At 63.6% G+C, this 20,292-nt stretch carries 19 protein-coding genes; 11 read left to right on the forward strand and 8 right to left on the reverse strand.

What is annotated here, in order from left to right; all coding sequences use genetic code 11:
* The 3 genes from AC5DC2_RS03115 to AC5DC2_RS03125 all read left to right on the forward strand — a co-directional run.
* The coding region (locus AC5DC2_RS03115) for an FUSC family protein (protein ID WP_491697425.1) at window positions 1–1,135 on the forward strand (1,135 nt) is incomplete at its 5' end.
* Window positions 1,132–2,619 (forward strand): TolC family protein, encoded by a 1,488-nt coding sequence (locus AC5DC2_RS03120; RefSeq protein WP_024706769.1) that lies wholly within the window; start codon window positions 1,132–1,134, stop codon window positions 2,617–2,619. The genes AC5DC2_RS03115 and AC5DC2_RS03120, both read left to right, overlap by 4 nt.
* A gap of 55 nt (window positions 2,620–2,674) precedes the next feature.
* The gene (locus tag AC5DC2_RS03125; protein WP_200336402.1) at window positions 2,675–3,775 is read left to right on the forward strand and encodes a calcium:cation antiporter; all 1,101 of its coding nucleotides are present in this window, start codon (window positions 2,675–2,677) and stop codon (window positions 3,773–3,775) included.
* A 6-nt stretch (window positions 3,776–3,781) separates the two neighbouring features.
* Here the strand turns inward: AC5DC2_RS03125 and AC5DC2_RS03130 are convergent, their stop codons facing one another.
* The 8 genes from AC5DC2_RS03130 to paaN all read right to left on the reverse strand — a co-directional run bounded on the left by AC5DC2_RS03130 (window position 3,782) and on the right by paaN (window position 13,250).
* The gene (locus AC5DC2_RS03130) at window positions 3,782–4,996 is read right to left on the reverse strand and encodes an META domain-containing protein (protein WP_491697426.1); all 1,215 of its coding nucleotides are present in this window, start codon (window positions 4,994–4,996) and stop codon (window positions 3,782–3,784) included.
* A gap of 78 nt (window positions 4,997–5,074) precedes the next feature.
* Entirely contained in the window at window positions 5,075–7,009 is a 1,935-nt protein-coding gene (locus AC5DC2_RS03135) for a 3-hydroxyacyl-CoA dehydrogenase NAD-binding domain-containing protein (protein ID WP_491697427.1), read from the reverse strand.
* A 1-nt stretch (window position 7,010) separates the two neighbouring features.
* A complete protein-coding gene (locus AC5DC2_RS03140) occupies window positions 7,011–7,712 on the reverse strand; it encodes an ABC transporter ATP-binding protein (protein ID WP_024706773.1) in 702 nt (233 codons plus the stop codon).
* Entirely contained in the window at window positions 7,699–8,481 is a 783-nt protein-coding gene (locus AC5DC2_RS03145; RefSeq protein ID WP_491697428.1) for an ABC transporter ATP-binding protein, read from the reverse strand. Before AC5DC2_RS03145 ends, AC5DC2_RS03140 begins: the two co-directional genes overlap by 14 nt.
* Complete coding sequence (locus AC5DC2_RS03150) at window positions 8,478–9,434, reverse strand: branched-chain amino acid ABC transporter permease (protein ID WP_024706775.1); 957 nt, start codon at window positions 9,432–9,434, stop codon at window positions 8,478–8,480. The genes AC5DC2_RS03145 and AC5DC2_RS03150 overlap by 4 nt, the downstream gene beginning before the upstream one ends.
* Before the next feature lie 4 nt (window positions 9,435–9,438).
* Window positions 9,439–10,311, reverse strand: a complete 873-nt coding sequence (locus tag AC5DC2_RS03155) for a branched-chain amino acid ABC transporter permease (RefSeq protein WP_491697429.1) — start codon at window positions 10,309–10,311, stop codon at window positions 9,439–9,441.
* 96 nt (window positions 10,312–10,407) lie between these two features.
* Window positions 10,408–11,550: an ABC transporter substrate-binding protein gene (locus tag AC5DC2_RS03160; RefSeq protein ID WP_491697430.1), complete on the reverse strand. Its 1,143-nt coding sequence runs from the start codon at window positions 11,548–11,550 to the stop codon at window positions 10,408–10,410.
* Window positions 11,551–11,597: 47 nt separating this feature from the next.
* Entirely contained in the window at window positions 11,598–13,250 is a 1,653-nt protein-coding gene (gene paaN, locus AC5DC2_RS03165) for a phenylacetic acid degradation protein PaaN (protein ID WP_491697431.1), read from the reverse strand.
* Between the two features lie 99 nt (window positions 13,251–13,349).
* On the opposite strand from paaN, the gene paaG reads away from it, so the two are divergent.
* The 8 genes from paaG to phnE (AC5DC2_RS03205) all read left to right on the forward strand — a co-directional run bounded on the left by paaG (window position 13,350) and on the right by phnE (AC5DC2_RS03205) (window position 20,196).
* Complete coding sequence (paaG, locus tag AC5DC2_RS03170; protein ID WP_491697432.1) at window positions 13,350–14,144, forward strand: 2-(1,2-epoxy-1,2-dihydrophenyl)acetyl-CoA isomerase PaaG; 795 nt, start codon at window positions 13,350–13,352, stop codon at window positions 14,142–14,144.
* A gap of 2 nt (window positions 14,145–14,146) precedes the next feature.
* Complete coding sequence (paaI, locus tag AC5DC2_RS03175; RefSeq protein ID WP_024706780.1) at window positions 14,147–14,593, forward strand: hydroxyphenylacetyl-CoA thioesterase PaaI; 447 nt, start codon at window positions 14,147–14,149, stop codon at window positions 14,591–14,593.
* A gap of 26 nt (window positions 14,594–14,619) precedes the next feature.
* Entirely contained in the window at window positions 14,620–15,936 is a 1,317-nt protein-coding gene (gene paaK, locus AC5DC2_RS03180) for a phenylacetate--CoA ligase PaaK (RefSeq protein ID WP_491697433.1), read from the forward strand.
* A gap of 87 nt (window positions 15,937–16,023) precedes the next feature.
* Window positions 16,024–16,623 (forward strand): TetR/AcrR family transcriptional regulator, encoded by a 600-nt coding sequence (locus AC5DC2_RS03185; RefSeq protein ID WP_024706782.1) that lies wholly within the window; start codon window positions 16,024–16,026, stop codon window positions 16,621–16,623.
* Window positions 16,624–16,753: 130 nt separating this feature from the next.
* Window positions 16,754–17,701, forward strand: coding sequence for a phosphate/phosphite/phosphonate ABC transporter substrate-binding protein (phnD, locus tag AC5DC2_RS03190; RefSeq protein WP_024706783.1), 948 nt, complete (start codon window positions 16,754–16,756; stop codon window positions 17,699–17,701).
* A 70-nt stretch (window positions 17,702–17,771) separates the two neighbouring features.
* The gene (gene phnC / locus AC5DC2_RS03195) at window positions 17,772–18,593 is read left to right on the forward strand and encodes a phosphonate ABC transporter ATP-binding protein (protein ID WP_491697434.1); all 822 of its coding nucleotides are present in this window, start codon (window positions 17,772–17,774) and stop codon (window positions 18,591–18,593) included.
* The gene (gene phnE, locus AC5DC2_RS03200) at window positions 18,590–19,390 is read left to right on the forward strand and encodes a phosphonate ABC transporter, permease protein PhnE (protein WP_024706785.1); all 801 of its coding nucleotides are present in this window, start codon (window positions 18,590–18,592) and stop codon (window positions 19,388–19,390) included. Before phnC ends, phnE (AC5DC2_RS03200) begins: the two co-directional genes overlap by 4 nt.
* Window positions 19,387–20,196: a phosphonate ABC transporter, permease protein PhnE gene (gene phnE / locus AC5DC2_RS03205; RefSeq protein ID WP_491697435.1), complete on the forward strand. Its 810-nt coding sequence runs from the start codon at window positions 19,387–19,389 to the stop codon at window positions 20,194–20,196. Before phnE (AC5DC2_RS03200) ends, phnE (AC5DC2_RS03205) begins: the two co-directional genes overlap by 4 nt.
* Window positions 20,197–20,292: the final 96 nt, after the last annotated feature.

The following is a 20,292-nucleotide window of genomic DNA, read 5'->3' on the forward strand; positions in this document are numbered from 1 at the left end:
GAACCTCGTCTATGGCAGGGCCTATGATTTTCTCGAGCGCGGACTGGCGCACAGCTACCGGCTTCTGCTTGCCGTCTCGGCCCTGCCGGCGGATGCCGAAGACAACAGCCGAGAAGAGCTCGCCGACATCTGCCGTGAAATGGCCGAGGCCGTTCTCCAGAAGAAGGACCTGCCGGATTTCAGCGCGGACCGGTTTGAAGCCACCCCCGTCTTTGCCGACATCGCGCGCGCGCTGGACGATCTCAGCCATATGGCGCCTCTGGAAAAGGGAGCGCCGGTCGACGATCCGGCGGTCTCGCCCGACATCTTCTCCAACCCCGTCCACCTGCAGTTCGCGCTGAAGACGACGCTGGCCGCCGTCACCTGTTTCTTCATCTACACCGCCATCGACTGGCAGGGCATTCATACGGCGATGATCACCTGTTACGTCGCGGCCCTCGGCACCACGGGAGACACGGTGCACAAGCTGGTGCTGCGCATCACTGGCTGCCTGATCGGCGCGTTTTTCGGTCTCGTCGCGATCCTCTTCGTCATTCCGCAGCTTGAATCCGTTGGCGGGCTTGCCTTTCTGGTTTTTGCCGTCGTCTCGCTCGCCGCCTGGGTTTCGACCGGCAACGAGCGGATTTCCTATGGCGGCGTGCAGATCGCGCTCGCCTTTTTGCTGACCGTGCTGCAGGGTTTCGGGCCGAGCACCGATCTCAGCGCGGCGGGCGACCGCATCATCGGCATTCTGCTCGGCAATGCCGTCGTCTATGTGATCTTCACCAATATCTGGCCGGTCAGCGTCGGCGACGAGGTGAGACGCCGCGTCGACCTCGCGACAGCAAAGCTGAAGGCGCTCGCCGGCCTTGACTTTGCAACCCGCAGCTCCTCGACCGCGCTGGTCGCCTCGGTCCAGAACGATCTCGGCGTGATCCGCAACGCTGTCGAGATGGCCTCCTACGAACCGCGCCACATGCGCCCGTCGCTTGAGGCGCGCGGCGACTATGCCGCGAGGGCGCGGGCGCTGAATGACCTTTCGCTTGCCCTTTATTTCCGGCCCGATCCGCCGCCCGTTCCCGAACCGGACCCGATCACAAGCCCCGCCGAACCGGCGGACTTTTCGAACACCGCCCAACCGGGAGAAACGACGTGACGCGAAACCTCCTTTCCGGCATGACCGGGATCATGGCCGTGATCACCCTCGCCGCTCTTGGCGGCTGTGCAGCCGATTCCCTGTCGCTCGCCCCGCCCTCGCCGGAGCGGCCCTGGCAGCCGGCGGCGGAAAACACCAATGCGGATGACCTGAAGACCGCGGCCGAAGGCGGCACGGAACTGGCGCTCTCGAAGCCTGTCGTCGACACGCAGAAAACCTATACGCTGCCGGAACTGATCGACCTTGCCCAACGCACCAATCCGGGCACGCGCGCGGCCTGGGAGGAGGCCCGCCAGGCGGCGCTCGCCGTCGGCATGGCGGAGGCCACCTACCTGCCGGTGATCACCGCCAATGTGATTGCCGGCACCAACCGGAACGCGGCCGAACTGCCGATCCCGATCGGCGGCTCGGCCTATTTCGACAGCAATATCCAGGGCGTGGTGCCGTTCATGGCGCTGCAATGGCTGGCGCTTGATTTCGGCGGCCGCAGCGCCGTCGTGGAGGCGGCAAAGCAGATGTCCCTGGCGTCGAACTACCAGTTCAACGCCATGCACCAGAAGCTGGTCTTCGCCGTCACCGGCGCCTATCACGACTACAACGCCGCGCGCGCCCATCGGCGGGCGGCAAGCCAGGCGCTTGCAAACAGCCGCACGGTTTTCGATGCCGTGCGGGCCCGGCGCGAACGCGGCCTTGCCACCTCCGTCGACGAGGCCCAGGCCGAGCAGATCGTCGCCCAGGCGGAACTGGGGCTTGTGCAGGCAAAGGGCGGCGAGCAGGACAGCTACCAGGCGCTTCTCGGCGCGCTCGGCATCTCGCCGATGTCGAAGCTCACCGTTCAGGACACCGCCGGACGCGGCCTGCCGTCTTCTTCCCGCGCGCCGGTCGACACCATGATCGAGATTGCACTTTCCAACCGGCCCGACATTCTGGCGGGCTATGCGACGCTCGAGGCAAGCCGCGAGGGCGTGAAAAAGGCGAAATCCGACTTCATGCCGAAAATCGGCGTGTTCGGCACGCTCTCATCATACGAGACCGGCGTGACGGCGGGCGGCCTGCCGACCATCGACAATAACGGGCTCAACGGCAACATCATGATCGGCGCCACCATCCCGCTCTATGATGCCGGCATGCGCGACGCCAATCTGAAACAGGCCGAAAGCCGGGTCGAGGCCGCAAAGCGCAATTTCGAGCAGTTGAAGGACGCCGCCGCCCGCGAGATCGTGGTCGCCTCGAATGCGCTGACGACGGCGCTTCAGGCCAATGTCTCATCTGTCAAGCTCCGCCAGGCCGCCTATAAGACCTATGATTCGGCGCTTGAGGCCTATCGGAACGGCGTCGGCACCGTCTCGGCGCTGGCAACTGCCCAGACCGGCCTGCTCGAGGCGCGGCTTGCCGAAAGCGATGCGCGCGAGGCCGCCTTCACCGCCGCCGCCAATCTTGCCTTCGTGCTCGGCACCTCGACATCGGCCGCCGTTCCCCGCTAAGAGTTTCGCTGCAATCATCGCGACGCCGCTCGGCGTTTCGTTTTCAGGAGAGAGCATGCACAGTCCGCGTTCGATACCAAGATGGAGCGTGCTGCTGCCGTTTCTGGCGGCGGTCGTCGTTGCGCTCGAGATCGTCGGCCTGCTTCATGACACATCGGTGGTCTTCCTGGTGCCAGCGGTCCTGCTGCTCGGCGGCTCGGTCTTCGCCTCGGTGCTGCATGCCGAAATTCTCGGTGCCAAGGTGGGAGAGCCGATGGGCTCGATCATTCTTGCCGGCTGCGTGACGCTGATCGAGGTGGCGCTGATCGTCTCGATCATGCTGTCGGGCGCAGAAGGCACCGATGCCGTGGCGCGCGACACGGTGTTTTCCGCCGTGATGATCGTGCTGAACGGCATTATCGGGCTCTGTCTCGTGGCCGGCGGGCGAATCTACCACGAACAGAGCTTCAAGCTTGCCGCCGCCACCGCCGCCCTCGCCGTGCTCGGCACACTGTCGACGCTTGCCTTCGTGCTGCCGAACTTTGCGATCTCGGGCCCGGCGCGGCAATATTCCTGGGCCCAGCTTCTCGTCGTCAGTATCTGCTGCCTGGTGCTTTACGGCGTGTTCCTGTTCGTCCAGACGGTGCGCCACCGCAACTATTTCACCGAGGAGACGGATGACGAGGAGGGCGACTTCTTTCCGGACCACCATGCGCCGTCAAGGCGGATGACGGCGACAAGCGCGGTGATGCTGCCCTTTTCTCTGCTGATGGTCATCCTGCTGGCCGAAATGCTGTCTGCGCCGCTTGACCGGGGCATAGCGGCGGCCGGCCTGCCGCAGACGCTTGTCGGCGTGATGATCGCGGCGCTGGTGCTGTTGCCGGAGGGCATTTCATCGGTGCAGGCGGCGTTCAAGAACAGGATCCAGCAGAGCATCAACCTCGTGCTCGGCTCGGCGCTTGCCAGTATCGGCCTGTCGATCCCGATCGTGGCGCTGATCTCGATCGCGCTCGGCCGCCAGATGACGCTCGGGCTCGAACCGGAGCAGATGGTGATGCTCATTCTGACGCTGTTCGTCAGCACGATCACGCTTGGAACGGGCCGCACCACCGTGCTGCAGGGCGCGGTCCATCTGGTGATCTTCGCCGTCTTCGTGCTCCTGACGCTGGTGCCCTGACGCCGGTCAGCGCGCGGCCCGGATCACGGTTTCGCCATCGGCCGTCAGGAGAAGGTCGCCGTTTTCGGCGATATTGAAACCATCGACCGCGTCGATCGCCCGGAAGAAGTCCATTTCCAGCGCCATCAAGGGCTCCTCGCACGCCATGTTGGTGGCCGCCAGCGGGCCAATCTCAAGACCGCCCTCGCCGCCAAGCTTCACCGCGCCCATAAAGCGGTTGCAGCCGGCGGAACCTGAAATCCGGCCGTCGGCGCTGACCGAAATCGTCACCTCGCCGCTGTCGCCGACGCTCTCCGGGCCAATCTCCGAAACGGTCCATTCCGGCCCGGCAAGAAGCGACATCGTGTCGCCGCCGCAGCCTTTGAGAACGCCCGTTGCCGTTTCCAGCTCGACCGCCTGCGGGAAAAGCCGTCCGCTCATGTCGTCGCGGCAGAGCCGGTCGCGGACGGCGAAGGACAGGCCGAAGGCAGCGAAGTCGTAATGATAGGCGCCTTCCGAGATTTCCGCTTCGGGAATGCGCAGATCGAGCCGGTCGTCTCCGTAGTTGAGATCGAGGCGGAAACGCCCATTCGCCATAACCGCGCGCCAGCCGGGCTCGTTGCCCTGCGCCGTCCAGCTGTTGTCATCCTCAACCATCTCGCACTCTGGCAGGGTCACGCCGTCAAGCGTCAGCGTCGCCTTGTCGCCCTTGCCCCAGAACTCGTTCCGACCGTCCTCGCTCGCAAACCGCGCGCCATCGGCCGAGATCGCCTGGGGAAGCTCGAAAATCCTCTCATCCGTCTCGATAACGGCCAGATTGTCGCGGAATCCGATGGTGAAGCGGTCATCGCCACAAGCCCAGGTGGACTGGAAACCGGAGGGCGTGAAGCCCGAGAGCCAGATGGTGCCGATATCGACATCCGCCGTTCCCGCTGCAACCTCCACCGGATCGCTGACGAAGCGAAGCGCGTCATCGATCATGATCGCGGCCGTGAGGTCGCCCTTGAACCCGCCGGGAACGGAAAACGAAAACGGCAACGGCACCTGCCGCCCATCCGCCGCTTCGCTCATGCCGCCAAGCTCGTTGCCCTGAAAGCCCGTCAGGAAGACGATCAGTTCGGCGTCATCCGGCAATGCCATGCGTTCACGGTAGGTAGCCTCGCCTGAGACCGTCCGCGTCTCCTGCGCAAGAGCAGACGATGATGCCAGAGCGGCAATGAGAGTGATCAGGGTTTTCGACATGGTGACCTCCGGTTTTCTGACAATTTTTGGCCCAAGCCTAACCGCGTCACGCAACAGGTCAATGTCGGCTGACCAAGATCAGCCGTCGCTTTCAAACATCGGCCCGCCCTTGTGGCGCGGAAAGCCATAGCCGTGGATTTCGACAAGGTCGATATCGGCAGGCTTTTCGGCGATGCCTTCGGCCAGGATCGCACGCCCCTCGTCCGCCATTGCCTTCACAAGCAGATCGGCGATCGCCTCGAGGCTCAGCCGGGAGGAGTTCGTGATCCGGGCTCTCAACAGGGCATGCACCGTGTCGGAAACGATCGGCGTCCGGCTTCCCGGCGCGTAGTCATACCAGCCGCCGCCGGCCTTCTGCCCCTTGCGTCCGGCGCGCACGAGAATATCGCCGAGCGTCTCCGGCACCTGCTTGCCCTCAGCCCGCGCGCCCTCGCGCTGCAGGAAGGCGATGTCGAGGCCGCCGAGATCCTGTGCCTCGAACGGGCCCATCCTGAAGCCGTAGTCGCGCATGGCCGCGTCGATATCGGCAATTGCGACACCCTGTTCGACCAGGTCTTCGGCCGCCGCGCGATAGCGCTTCAAGATACGGTTTCCGATAAAGCCCTCGCAGATTCCGGCGCGCACCGGCATCTTGCCGAGCCTTTTGGCAAGCGCAAAACCTGTCGCAAGCACGGTCTCGGAGGTCTCCGGCACCGGCACGATTTCGAGCAGTTTCATCACATGGGCGGGCGAGAAGAAATGCAGGCCGATGACGCGACCGGGGTTCGGCAGGCCCTCCGCGATCAAACGCGGATCGAGATAGGATGTGTTGGTGGCCAGCACCGCATCGGGCCGGCAGACGGCGCCGAGCCGTTCAAAGACAGCGCGCTTGACCGAAATCTCCTCGAACACCGCCTCGATCACGAGATCGCAATCGCCGAGCGCCCTGTACTCCGTGGTGCCGCCCAGAGATGCCATCAGCTCGACGCGGCCCGCCTCGGTGAGCTTGCCGCGCTTGACGGAGCCCGCCAGGATGCCGTCAATCGTGCGGATGCCGCGCGCGACAGCCTCTTCGTCGCGCTCGATCAGGGTGACGGAGAGCCCGGCATTGAGCGCCGCGACCGCGATGCCCGCCCCCATCGTGCCGCCGCCGATGACGCCGACCGACGATACGTCCAGCGGCTCGATGCCTTTAAGGCTTTCAGGACGGGACGCGGCGCGCTCGGCAAAGAAGACGTGGCGGAGCGCTGCGGCTTCCTTCGAAGCGCGCAGTTCGAGAAAAACGTCGCGCTCATGTTTCATCGCCGCATCGAACGGGTTTTCGACGGCAAAGCGGATGGCGGCCAGCACCTCCAGCGGCGCGCGGTAGCCTGGCTTTGCCGCGTCCTTTTCGGCCGCTGCCCAGAAACCCTCCGCTGGCGCGGTGACCGGACGCTCCCGCGCCTTCGGCGGCAGCGGTTTCTCCATCGCCCGCTCGGCAAAGGCGACGGCCTCCCCGAGGAGATCACCCTCGGCGATCGCATCGATCAGCCCCGCCTCAAGCGCGGGTTTCGCCTTCATCGGACGACCCGAGACGGCAAGCTTGACCGCCGTCTCGACGCCCGCAAGGCGCGGCGTGCGCACCGTGCCGGAAGCGCCGGGGATGAGGCCCAGCGTGACTTCCGGCAGGCCGACGGAGGCCTTCGCGTCCGCGATCCGGAAACGGCAGCCAAGCGCTACTTCAAATCCGCCGCCGAGCGCGGACCCGTGAATGGCCGCCACCCAGGGTTTTTCCGCATCCTCTATTGCTGCCACCACGTCGGGCAGAAGCGGCTCCTGCGGCGGCAGGTTGAACTCGCGCACATCGGCCCCTGCAATGAAGGTGCGTCCGGCGCAGGCGAGCACCACGGCCTTCACAGCATCATCGGCATCAAGCGTTGCGACGGCTTCGACGAGCGCACCGCGCACCGAATTCGAGAGTGCGTTGACGGGCGGATTGTCGATGGTCACCACGGCGATTGCGCCGCGATGGTCGATCGTCACTACAGTCTTCATCTCAGATTCCAAGATAGGCCTCGCGCACCTGCGGGTCGGCGATCAGGGCTGCCGCCGCGCCTTCCATGGTGATGCGGCCGGTTTCCATCACATAGCCGCGATCGGCGATCTTCAGCGCCCCATAGGCATTCTGCTCGACGAGAAGCACGGTCACGTCGCGCGCCTTCAGGGCCTTCACCACGTCGAAGATCTGGGCAACCAGCAGCGGCGCGAGGCCCATGGAGGGTTCGTCCAGCAGCAGGCAGGCGGGTCGGCCCATCAGCGCGCGGGCGATCGCCAGCATCTGCTGCTGGCCGCCGGAAAGCCCGCCGGCCATCAGATTGCGCTTCTCCTTCAGGATCGGGAACATGGCGAAAGCGTCTTCCATGTCGCGCTCGACGCGCTCATCGGTATAGAGGAAGGCGCCGAGCCTCAGATTTTCCTCAACCGAAAGATTGGTGAATATCTGCCGGCCTTCCGGCGACTGGGCAAGGCCCTGCCTCAGCCGTTTGAAGGCGGGAACGGCGGTCATCACCTCGCCGCGAAAGATCATCTCGCCGTCGGTCACCGGCTGCAGGCCGGAGAGGCATTTCAAAAGCGTCGTCTTGCCTGCGCCATTGGCGCCGACCACGGTGACGATCTCGCCGGATTTCACCTCGAGATCGATGCCGTGCAGCACCTCGATGCGGCCATAGGCCGAGCGCAGGCCCTTAACCGTCAGCATCGGCGGCCTCCTCTTCGGTTCCAAGATAGGCGGCGATCACCGCCTTGTTGCGCGATACGGTTTCCGGATCGCCCTCGGCGATCTTCTCGCCGTGATCGAGCACCACGATATGGTTGGAGATCCGCATCACCATCTTCATGTCGTGCTCGACGAGAAGGATGGCGATGCCGGTTTTTGCGAGTTCGGCAATCAGCCGGTCGATCTCCTCCGTTTCCACCGCGTTGCAGCCAGCCGCCGGCTCGTCAAGCAGCAGGACGCGGGGGGAAACGGCAAGGGCGCGGGCGATTTCCAGCCGCTTGAGCGCGCCATAGGAAAGATTTCCTGCCTGGCGTTCGGCCGCCTTTTGCAGGCCGACACGCACAAGCAGTTCCTCAGCGCCTCTTTTGGCTTCCGCCGCCCGTTTCTTCGAGGCCGGAAGCGACAGGAGATCGGCAATGAGCGCGCCGCGCTCCTGCAGGTGAAACCCGGCGATGACATTTTCCAGAACCGTCATTTCCTGGAAGATCTGCAGGTTCTGGAAGGTGCGCGTCAGGCCGAGATTTGCCAGCCGGTCGGGCCGTTTTGCCGTAATGTCGCGCCCCTCCAGCATCACCTTGCCCTCGCCGGGCAGATAGACGCCAGAGATCATATTGAACAGCGTGGTCTTGCCCGCGCCGTTCGGCCCGATCACCGAGACGATCTCGCCGGCCTTTGCCGAAAAGCTGACATTGTTGACGGCGCGCAGGCCGCCGAAGGAAATGCCGAGGCACTGAACATCAAGAAGGCTCATTCGTCCCTCCCCTTCAGTTTGCTTGCGATCGAGGGCAGAAGCCCGCGCGGCAGGAAGATCATCACCGAAATCATGATGGCGCCGAGGACGAGCTGTTCATATTCGGCAAACACCGTCAGCACCTGCGGCAGGAGCGTGAGGATCGCAGCGCCCAGCATGGCCCCGAGAATGGAGCCGACGCCGCCGAGCACGGCCATGGAGACCATTTCGATCGAATGCATGAAGCCGGCGACGTCCGGCGTGATGAACCGGTTCTGCAGCGCCAGAAGCGAACCGGCGACCGAGGCATAGACGGCGGAAATGATGAAGGCCTGCAGCTTGACGCGGGCGACATCGATGCCGACCGTGCGGGCGGCGACTTCCGAACCGTGCAGCGCGCGCATGGCGCGGCCCGTCGGGCTCATTGCCAGATTGAGCGCGATCCAGACTCCGATGACGAGCACGATGCCTGAAACGCCATACCAGAACTCGCCGCCCGACAGGCGCCAACCCATGTCGCGCAGAAAATCGCGCAGGCCAAGCTCCGGCACGGCCATGCCGTCCGGTCCGCCCGTCAACTGCCGCTCATTGGTGAGTACCAGTGACACGAGAATGCCGAAGCCGAGCGTCGCCACGGCCAGATAATAGCCTTTGAGCTTGAGGATCGGCCGACCGATAAGGGCAGCCACTCCGCCTGAAATGACCGCGCCGAGAAGGGCGGCGAGGGCCGGATGCAGGCCCAGATATTCCGGCGCGAGCGCACATGAATAAGCACCGATGCCGGCAAAGCCCGCATGGCCGAGCGAGATCTGCCCGGCATAGCCGATCAGGATGACGAGGCCGATCACCGAAAGCGCGTTGACGAAGATCAGCGCACCGACGCGGTAGTAATAGCCCGACGGAAAGAAGAAGGGCAGGACGGCGACGAGGGCCGCGACGATCGCGATCTGGATCCATTTCGAATGTGCTGACATCGCCTCAGACCCTTTCCGTCGACTTCGCGCCGAACAGGCCCTGGGGCATGGCGAACAAAACGGCAAGGATGACGACGAAGGCGACCGCTTCCTTGTATTGCGAGGAGAGATACCCAGCCGTCAACGCCTCCATCAGGCCGAGCGCAATGCCGCCGACGAGCGCGCCCTTGGGATTGCCCATGCCGCCGAGCATGGCGGCGGCAAAGCCCTTCAGCGCCAGCGCCACGCCGACATCATAGCTGACAAGCGTGATCGGCGTGATCAGCACGCCCGCAAGGGCGGCAATCGCGGCCGACAGCGAGAAGGACAGCGTCATAACCCAGTTTGTGTTGATGCCGACAAGCTGGGCGGCGAGCCGGTTGTTGGCGGCCGCCAGCACGGCCTTGCCGGTCAGCGTCTTGGTGAAGAAGGCCCAGAGGCCGACGAAGACAAAGACGGCGCCGCCGATCACCCACAGGCTCTGCGGCAGGATGGTCGCGCCGAGAATGTGAATCGGATCGTCGCCGGAAAAGGCGGGAAAGCGATGAAGCTGCTTATCGAAGACAAGCTGCGCGACGCCGCGGATGAAGATCGAGGCGCCGATGGTGATGATCACCAGCGAGACCACCGGCGCGCCGCGCGCGGGCTCGATCGCAAGCTTGTTGAGCGCGACGCCGACGGCTGCGGTGATGACGATGGCGAGAAGGCCGGCGAGCGGCAGCGGCAGGCCGGCGGCATAGGTAAAGGCGGTGATCATGCCGCCCAGCATGACGAATTCGCCCTGCGCGAAATTCACCACGTCTGAGGCGTTGTAGATGATCGTGAAGCCGAGCGCGACGAGCGCGTAGACCGCGCCAACCGTAAAGCCCGACAGAATGAATTGCATCAAAGCGTCCATGGATGGATCCCGAACGGTGACAGCGAAGGAGCGGGCAGACACCACCCGCGGCGAGCGCCCCGCACCCGTCATAGGCGCGGGGCGTCTTTCAAATCGTCAGTCGATCGACGTCCAGCCGCCATTCTCGATTTCGAGCATGCGGAAGGCGGAAAGATCGAGACCGAGATGATTGTCCGGACCCATGGTGTAGACGCCGGTGGTGCCGACGAGGCCGTCGGTCGCCTCCAGCGCGTCACGGATGGCATCGGGATCTTCACCGCCCGCCTGGTTCATGGCGTTGACCATCAGCAGGAAGGCGTCATTGGCATAGCCGCCGAAGGTCGAGACGTTCTGGTTGTACTTTTCCTCGTAGGCGGTCTTGTATTCCATCACCACATCGCGCTGGATATCGTCTTCCGGCAGAATGTCGGCGATCAGAAGTGCTGTACCCGGCAGGCGCACGCCCTCCGACGCCTCCGGCCCGACCAGCTCGATAAAGCTGTCGGAGGCCACGCCGTGGCTCTGGTAGAGCGGCAGGTCGATGCCGAGCTGGCTGGCATTGCGGGTGACGATCGCCGGACCCTGGCCGAAGCCCGGGTTGAGGATCGCCTGAACGCCCTCGGTGTTCTTGATCTTGGTGAGCTGCGGCGTCATGTCGGCATCGCTCGGGCCGTAGATCTCATCGGCGAGGATTTCGATATCATAACCGCCGGCGACGTCCTTGCACTGCGCCTGCATCGACGCGCCGAAGCCGTCGGTGCCGGAGATCATGCCGATCCTGGTGATGCCGTTCTTCTGCATGTTGTCGAAGATCTTCTCGCAGGCCATGCGGTCGGTATGCGGCGTCTTGAAGACATAGTCCTTGACCGGGTCGATGATCTGGATCGCGCCGGCGAGCGAGATGAAGGGAATGCCTTCGTCCTCGGCAACCGAGAGGATCGACATGGAGGTGCCGGTGGTGGTGCCGCCGATGATGGCGACAACTTCGTCATCCTCGATCAGGCGGGTGGCGAAGGTGCGCGCCTTGTTGGGGTCGCCGCCATCATCATAAAGCGTCAGATCGATCTTCTCGCCATTGATGCCGCCCTTGGCGTTCAGTTCCTCGACCAGCATTTCGATGGTCTTGGCTTCCGGATCGCCGAGAAAGGCGGCAGGACCCGTGGCCGAAAGGCTGGCGCCGAGCCTGATCTCGGCGCTTGCGGCCGTTGCGAGACCGAGCGTGGCGAGCATCGCCAGTGCCGTTGTTGTCATCAATTTCATTGGATTCTCCTCCCTGATGTATCCAAAACGAGCTGTCAGGCCGCCTCTCAGGCGGCTCTGGGCCAGCGGATCATGACGCGCCGGAACCGCGGCGCGACAAAGGCCGTGTCGGTGAGGCTCGCATTGCCCGAAGGGTTTGCGCCCGTGACATGGTAGTCCGAGAAGGCCGCCGACTGATTGACATAGATATTGCCGGTGAGGTTCACCGAGAGATTGACGCCGGCCTTCGAAAAGGCCGTTGCGGCCTCCTCGATCAGCGCGCCGTCCGTGGCATAAAGGGCCGCCGTGATCGCGCCCTTTTCGGCTGCGATGGCCGAAGCCCTGGCGATGGCGTCATGCGCATCTTTGCAGGCGATGAAGAAGGACACCGGGCCGAAGCATTCGTCACGCTCAAGGCCGCCTTCACGGTCATCGGCCACAACAAGAAGCGGCGTCGCCGAGGCGCCAAGCCCGGTCTCGCGGCTTTCGCGCACGACGCGGCCGGCATGGCGGGCCTTCGCGACGCGCTCGAAGGTCGCGGCATTGGCGATCGCGCCGCAGACCGAGGATGCCTGCGCGCCGTCTTCAAGCAGCCTGTCGATGGCAGCGACGATGCCGCCGACGACCTCATCGAAGCTCTTGTGGCCCTCATCCGTCTCGATCCCGTCCTTCGGCAGATAGAGATTCTGCGGCGAGGTGCACATCTGGCCGGAATAGAGCGACAGCGAAAAGGCGATGTTGTCGCACATGCCGGCAAAATCATCCGTGCCGGTGATGGTGATCGAGTTGACGCCGGTCTCCTCGGTAAAGACGAGAGCGCCGTCCGCATTCTTCCGCAGCCAAGCGGCAAAGACGGAGGAGCCGGTATAGTCGATGATCGAGAACGCCCGGGTTTCGACCAGCGCCTTGGTGATTTCCGCGCCCGGCTCGTCTGCGGCGAGCAGAACCACATCCGGCGAGAAGCCTTCTTCCGCCAGAACTTCACGCAAAACCTTGACGGTGAGCGCCAGCGGCAGGATCGCGCCCGGATGCGGCTTGACGATCACCGTGTTTCCGGTGGCAAGGCTGGCGAACAACCCCGGATAGCCGTTCCAGTTCGGAAACGTCTGGCAGCCGATCATCAGCGACAGGCCGCGCGGGACAATGCGCCAGCGCTTTTCCAGCGTGATCGGGTCGCGCTTGCCCTGCGGCTTTACCCAGGTGGCGGCGGTGGCGCTGCCGGTCATCTCCGCATAGGCCGCGGCAACGGCTTCCAGCCCGCGATCCTGCGCATGCGGGCCGCCGGCCTGAAAGGCCATGGGAAAGGCCTGTCCGGTGGTGTGCATGGTGGCGTGGCCGATGAGAAAGCTCATGGCGTTGAGCCGGGTGAGCGCTTCCAGAAGGATGCCGGCGCGGGTTTCCGGATCGGCGGACGCCCACGAATGCGATGCCTTCTCGCAGGCCGCGATCAGCGTTGCTGGATCGGCGGCAGGATAGGAAATGGCGAGCGTCTGGCCCCACGGCGCATTCTCGCGGCCGACGCGGCGGGTCTCGGGATGGCCCGGAATGTCGAAAGCATTGCCGACAAGCGCTTCGAAACCGGCAATGCCGTCGGCCTTGGCGGTCTCGCCATAGACCTTGCCCGACGGCACTTCCGGAAAGGGCGTCCAGAAGGCACGGGTCCTGAGCGCTTCCACCGCCCGCGCCAGCAGCGCGGAATGGCGATCGTATAGGTTCGTCATGTCTCCTCCCAAATTCTGGAGACTATTATTGACCGACCGGACGGTTTATGCAACAACAATTATCAGCCGCGCTTGAGGAGCGCGCGACGGGAGGCAAGAATGACCGATAATGAAAGCGTGCTCGTCACGTTGAAAGACGGCGTGTTGGGCGTAACGCTCAACCGTCCCGAAAAACTGAATTCCTTCAATGTCGATATGCATCTCGCCTTGCGGGCAGCGCTGCAGCGCGCCCATGACGAGGCGGACATTCGCGCCGTTCTTCTGACGGGCGCCGGCCGCGCCTTCTCCGCCGGCCAGGACCTCGGCGACCGCGATCCGCGCCAGATGACGGAGAAGCCGGATCTCGGCGAGACGCTCGAGACCTATTACAATCCGACGCTGCGCCTGATCCGTTCGCTGGAAAAACCCGTGATTTGTGCCGTCAACGGCGTGGCGGCAGGCGCGGGCGCAAACATCTCCTTTGCCTGCGATATCGTGTTCGCCGCGAAATCAGCGAAATTCATCCAGGCCTTTTCGAAGATCGGCCTCATTCCCGACGCCGGCGGCAGTTGGTCGCTGACGCGCGCGCTCGGCGAACCGCGCGCAAAGGCGCTGGCGATGACCGCCGAGCCGCTTATCGCCGAGAAGGCCGAAGACTGGGGCCTGATCTGGAAGTCCGTCGAAGACGAAAAGCTGATGGAAGAGGCAACGGCGCTTGCGGCAAAGCTTGCAAGTGGCCCGACGAAGGGTCTGGGACTGACCAAACGACTGATCCAGGCGGCCTCCGAACACGACCTTTCCGCCCATCTGAACATGGAGCGCGACTGCCAGCGCGAAGCGGGCCGCACGGATGATTATGCCGAAGGCGTGACCGCCTTTCTGGAAAAGCGCGCGCCGGTCTTCGAGGGAAAATGAACATGGAGGCAACGATCAACGCGATGAGCCCGCAGGAACTGGCCGAAGCCTGCGCCAGGGCGATGTGGAATGACGACAATGCCTCGCGGCACCTCGGCATGACGATCGAGCACATTGCCCCCGGCGAGGCGACGCTTTCCATGACGCTGACGGAGGCGATGACCAATGGCCACGGCAATGCCCATGGCGGCTATCTGTTCACGCTCGCCGACAGCGCCTTCGCCTTTGCCTGCAACACCTATAACCAGCTGACCGTCGCCCAGCACTGCTCGATGACCTACGTAGCACCCGGCGCGCTCGGCGACCGCCTGACCGCCACCGCGCGCGAGGTTTCGCGCAGAGGCCGATCCGGCATCTATGATATAAGCGTGACACGGGAGGACGGAGCGGTGATCGCCGAGTTCCGCGGCCATTCGCGCACCATCAACGGCACGCTGCTGAAAGCCTGAGCGCATACGTTTTCGAGGAGGAAGACATGAACGCCATCGACAATCTGAAGCCGTCCCGCGAGATTCTCGACCCGATCGAGGTGGCGAGCCGCGACGAAATCTCCGCCCTTCAGCAAAAGCGCATGGCCTGGTCGCTGAACCACGCCTATGAGAACTCGCCCTTCTACCGCAAGCGCTTCGATGACAGCGGCGTGCATCCGTCCGATTTCAGGACGCTTGCCGACCTCGCGAAGTTTCCCTTCACTGTGAAGACGGACCTGCGCGACACCTACCCCTTCGGCATGTTCGCCGTGCCGCGCGAGAAGCTTGCGCGCATCCACGCCTCCTCCGGCACCACCGGGCGCCCGACCGTTGTTGGCTACACGAGGAACGATATCGATGTCTGGGCCGATGTCATGGCTCGCTCGATCCGGGCGTCCGGCGGTCGCGCGGGCGATATCTGTCATGTAGCCTATGGCTACGGGCTTTTCACCGGCGGCCTTGGCGCGCATTACGGCGCCGAACGTCTCGGCTGCACCGTCGTGCCGATCTCCGGCGGCATGACCGAGCGTCAGGTCACCCTGATGAGCGACTTCAAGCCGCAGATCATCATGGTCACCCCCTCCTACATGCTGTCGATCCTCGACGAATTCCGCCGCCAGGGCATCGATCCGCGCGAAAGCTCGCTGAAGGTCGGCATTTTCGGCGCCGAACCCTGGACCAACGCGATGCGGGCGGAAATCGAGGACGCCTTCGACATGCACGCCGTCGACATTTACGGCCTTTCGGAGATCATGGGTCCGGGCGTTGCCAATGAATGCGTGGAAACCAAGGACGGGCTGCATGTCTGGGAAGACCATTTCTATCCCGAAATCATCGACCCGCAGACCGGCGAGGTGCTTCCCGACGGCGCGATGGGCGAGCTGGTCTTCACCACGCTGACCAAGGAGGGCCTGCCGATGGTGCGCTACCGCACCCGCGACCTGACCCGCATCCTGCCCGGCACGGCGCGCTCCATGCGCCGGATCGAAAAGATCACCGGCCGCTCCGACGACATGATCATCCTGCGCGGCGTCAATGTCTTCCCGACCCAGATCGAGGAGATGATCCTGAAATGCGATGGCCTTGCCCCGCATTTCCAGATCGAACTGACCCGCAAGAACCGCATGGACGTGATGACCGTGCATGTGGAGTGCACGCCGGATCAGTCCTCGGCGGAAGCCCGGCTGGCCTCGGCGAAGGAGCTGGCGCACCACATCAAGTCGGTGATCGGCGTTTCAACGAAGATCGACATTCGCGATCCGGAAAGCGTTGCCCGTTCGGAAGGCAAGGCCAAGCGCGTGGTTGACAATCGCCCGAAATAATCACCGGCCGGTTGGTCAATTGATTAGCCAATGCTAAAAGGGGCGAAACCGCCCCTTTTGCCTGCCCATCAGGAGTTTTGAGAGAACATGGCGAGAACACGGGCCAATGATTTCGAGGAAAAGCGGCACGGCCTGCTTTTAAACGCCGCCCATGTGTTCGCCACGCAGGGCATGGAAAAGGCGTCGATGTCGCAGATCGCGCGCGCGGCGGGCGTGTCGAAGGCGCTGCTCTACCACTATTACCCCTCCAAGGAGGCGTTGATCTTCGCCATCATCGCCTCGCATCTGGAGGCGCTTGATGTAGCGCTCGAGGCCGCCGACGACCCGGGCCTCGAACACAAGGCCCGGCTCGAGAAACTGGTGATGACGGTGCTGAACGAATATCGCGGCGCCGATGACCAGCACAAGGTGCAGCTCAATGCGGCGCCTGCCCTTACCGCCGAGCAGACCAAGCAGATCCGCGCGCTCGAGCGCAGCATCGTCGGCCGTTTCTCTGCCGTCATCCGCGAGATCCATCCCGAGCTCGACCGCCCGGAGCGCCCGCTTCTGATGCCGGTCACCATGTCGCTGTTCGGCATGATGAACTGGGTCTATATGTGGTTCCGCGACGGCGGCAAGATCACCCGCGAAGACTATGCGGCAATGGCGACGACGCTGCTCCTGGAAGGCGTAAAGGCGGTCCGGTAGGACGGCAGGCAAGCCGCAAGGACCTTCAGTTCAATCGGTCGGTCGAGGCCGGAGACAGGTGCATCGTCGTAATACTGTAACGAAGACTTGCTAAGTCGCCTCCAGAGCCAATACAGACTGGAGAGCCAATATGCGCAGTATGCTTCTTGCCGCCACTGCCCTGATCGCGATGTCCGTTCCGGCCCTTGCCGATTTCACCCTGGATAGCCGCTACACCGACGCCGACGGCGATCTGATCGCCGATATCCCGTCCGATCCGGCTGAGCTTGTCGATCCGTCCGTTCTGATCTTCGCCTACACGCCGGTTGAAGACCCGGCCGTCTACGCCGAAGCTTGGGCCGATTTCCTGGCCCATATGGAAGAGGTCACCGGCAAGCGGGTCCAGTTCTTCCCCGTCGATTCCAACGCCGCCCAGATCGAGGCCATGCGCGCCGGCCGCCTGCACGTCGCAGGCTTCAACACCGGCTCGAACCCGCTGGCCGTTGCCTGCGCCGGCTTCCGCCCCTTCACCATGATGGCGGCCGAGGACGGCTCGTTCGGCTATGAAATGGAACTGATCACTTATCCGGGCTCCGGCATTGAAGACGTCGAGGACATCAAGGGCAAGACGCTTGCCTTCTCCTCGGAAACCTCCAATTCCGGTTACAAGGCTCCGTCCGCCATTCTGAAATCCGAATACGGCATGGAAGCCGGCACCGATTTCGAAGCCACCTTCTCCGGCAAGCACGACAACACCATTCTCGGCGTTGCCAACAAGGATTATCCGGCCGGCGCCATCGCCAATTCGGTGCGCAAGCGCATGCTCGCCCGCGACGTGATCTCCGATGACCAGATCGAGATCATCTATACCTCGCAGACCTTCCCGACGACCGGTTACGGCGTTGCACACAACCTGACGCCCGCGCTTCAGGACAAGATCAAGGAAGCCTTCGCCTCCTTCGAATGGGAAGGCTCCTCGCTTGAAGAAGAGTTTTCCAAGTCGGGCGAAGCGCAGTTCATCCCGATCACCTTCAAGAACAACTGGGCCGTGATCCGTCAGATCGACGAAGCCAACGGCGTTTCCTACGACTGCCAGTAAGTCAGCCGAAATCCCATTCGGACGGACGGGCGGATTTCATCCGCCCGTCCATCTTTTCGTGGAACACGACATGCTTGAACTGAAATCGCTCACCAAGACCTACAAGACCGGCGACAAGGCTCTGGTCGATGTCAGCCTCACAGTTCCCGAAGGTCAGGTCGTCGGGCTGATCGGGCCATCGGGCGCCGGAAAATCCACGCTCATCCGCTGCATCAACCGTCTGGTCGAACCGACCGGTGGCGCCGTACTCCTGTCGGGCAGCCCGATCACCGGTCAGGACCAGCGCAAGCTGCGCGCCATGCGCCGACGCATCGGCATGATCTTTCAGGAATATGCGCTGGTCGAGCGCCTGACGGTGATGGAGAATGTGCTCTCCGGCCGCCTCGGCTATGTCGGGTTCTGGACCAGTTTCACCCGCCGCTACGGCGCAGACGATATCAGCCGCGCCTATGGCCTTCTCGACCGTGTCGGCCTGCTGCAGCATGCAGACAAGCGCGCGGATGCGCTTTCGGGCGGTCAGCGGCAACGGGTCGGCATTGCCCGCGCCCTTGCCCAGGAACCGGAACTGCTTCTGGTCGACGAACCGACGGCAAGCCTCGACCCAAAGACCAGCCGCCAGATCATGCGGCTTTTGATCGAGATCTGCGCCGAGCGCAATCTTCCGGCGATCGTCAATATCCACGACGTTCCGCTTGCCCGCCAGTTCATGCAGCGGATCGTCGGCCTGCGCGCCGGCGCGGTCGTGTTCGACGGCGCGCCCGATGCGCTGAACGAAACGGTTCTGACCGAAATCTACGGCGCGGAAGACTGGAACGCGATGCGCAGGAACGCCGAGGACGACAACACCGCCGAGGCCGAAGCCGCTGCGCTGATGGCGGGCATCGTAAGATGAGCAGCTATCCGACAACATGGAAACGCCCACCGCAGATCTTCACGCATCGCGGCTGGCGCATCGTCATTCAGGCCGGCTTCGCCGTGTGGCTGGTGCTGGCGCTTGCGACGCTTGACCCGAACTGGGCGCGCATTGCCGAAGGCTGGACGCGCGGCGCGCGCTTCCTTGCCGGCTTCCTCCAGCCCGATTTCACCAGCCGCTGGGGCGATATTTCCAAGGGCCTTGTCGAAAGCCTGACCATGACGCTGACCTCGACGGTCGCCGGCGTCATCATCTCGGTTCCGATCGGCATCGGCGCAGCGCGCAACGTCTCGACGCCGGTCATCTACATGATCTGCCGCGCCATCATCGCCGTCAGCCGCTCGCTGCAGGAGATCATCATCGCGATCTTCTTCGTTGCCATGTTCGGCTTCGGCCCCTTCGCCGGGTTCCTGACGCTCTCCTTCGCGACGATCGGCTTCCTGTCCAAGCTCCTGGCCGAGGACATCGAGGACATCGACGAAGCACAGGCGGAAGCCGTCCGCGCCACCGGCGCCTCATGGCTGCAGATGATCAACTATGCCATCCAGCCGCAGGTGATGCCGCGGCTCATCGGCCTGTCGCTTTACCGGCTCGACATCAACTTCCGCGAGAGCGCGGTGATCGGCATTGTCGGGGCCGGCGGCATCGGCGCGACGCTGAACACGGCGATCGACCGCTACGAATATGACAGCGCCGGTGCGATCATCCTGATCATCATCCTGCTGGTGATGGTGGCCGAATATGGCTCGAGCTACATCCGGAAGCGACTGCAATGACCGATCCTGCCTATCCCGATATCTGGCGCCGCAGGACCACGCGGCAATCGCTCCTGATCTGGGCCGGTTGGTTCTTCCTCGTTGCGCTGACCGTCTGGTGCTGGCAGTTGATGACCCGCGACACGATCTGGGCCTTCGTCAGCGACGCGCCCGTTCAGGCTGCCGATATCGGCAGCCGCATGTGGCCGCCGCGCCTTTCCTACATGAGTGAGTTGTGGGGGCCGCTCTGGGACACGCTGAACATGGCGACGCTCGGAACCATACTGGGGGTTATCCTTGCCGTCCCGGTGGCGTTTCTCGCCGCGCGCAACACAACCCCGTCGGCATTGATCCTCAGACCCGTTGCGCTTTTCATCATCGTTGCCAGCCGCTCGATCAATTCGCTGATCTGGGCCTTGTTGCTGGTGGCCATCATGGGGCCCGGGCTTCTGGCCGGCGTCATCGCCATCGGCCTGCGTTCGATCGGCTTCATCGGCAAGCTGCTCTATGAGGCAATCGAGGAGGTCGACAGCGCGCCCGTCGAGGCCGTCACCGCAACGGGCGCCAGCCATGCGCAGATTCTCGACTACGCCATCGTGCCGCAGGTGCTGCCCGCCTTCTGGGGCATTACCGTGTTCCGCTGGGATATCAACATTCGCGAGAGCGCGATCCTTGGCCTTGTTGGCGCCGGCGGCCTCGGGCTGAAGCTGCAATCATCGCTCAACGTGCTGGCATGGCCGCAGGTCACCATGATCCTGATCGTCATCCTGGCGACGGTCATCATGTCGGAATGGGTATCGGCCCGCGTCCGCCGGGCAATCATCTAGCGCATCGTGCTTTATAAGGAGTTGGTTTTTGGCGGATGTGTTTCCGGCAGAGATAATTCCTGAAGAAAAACTGACCTTTGTCCGTTTAGCTCCGGA

The sequence above is a fragment of the Martelella sp. genome (assembly GCF_984369615.1).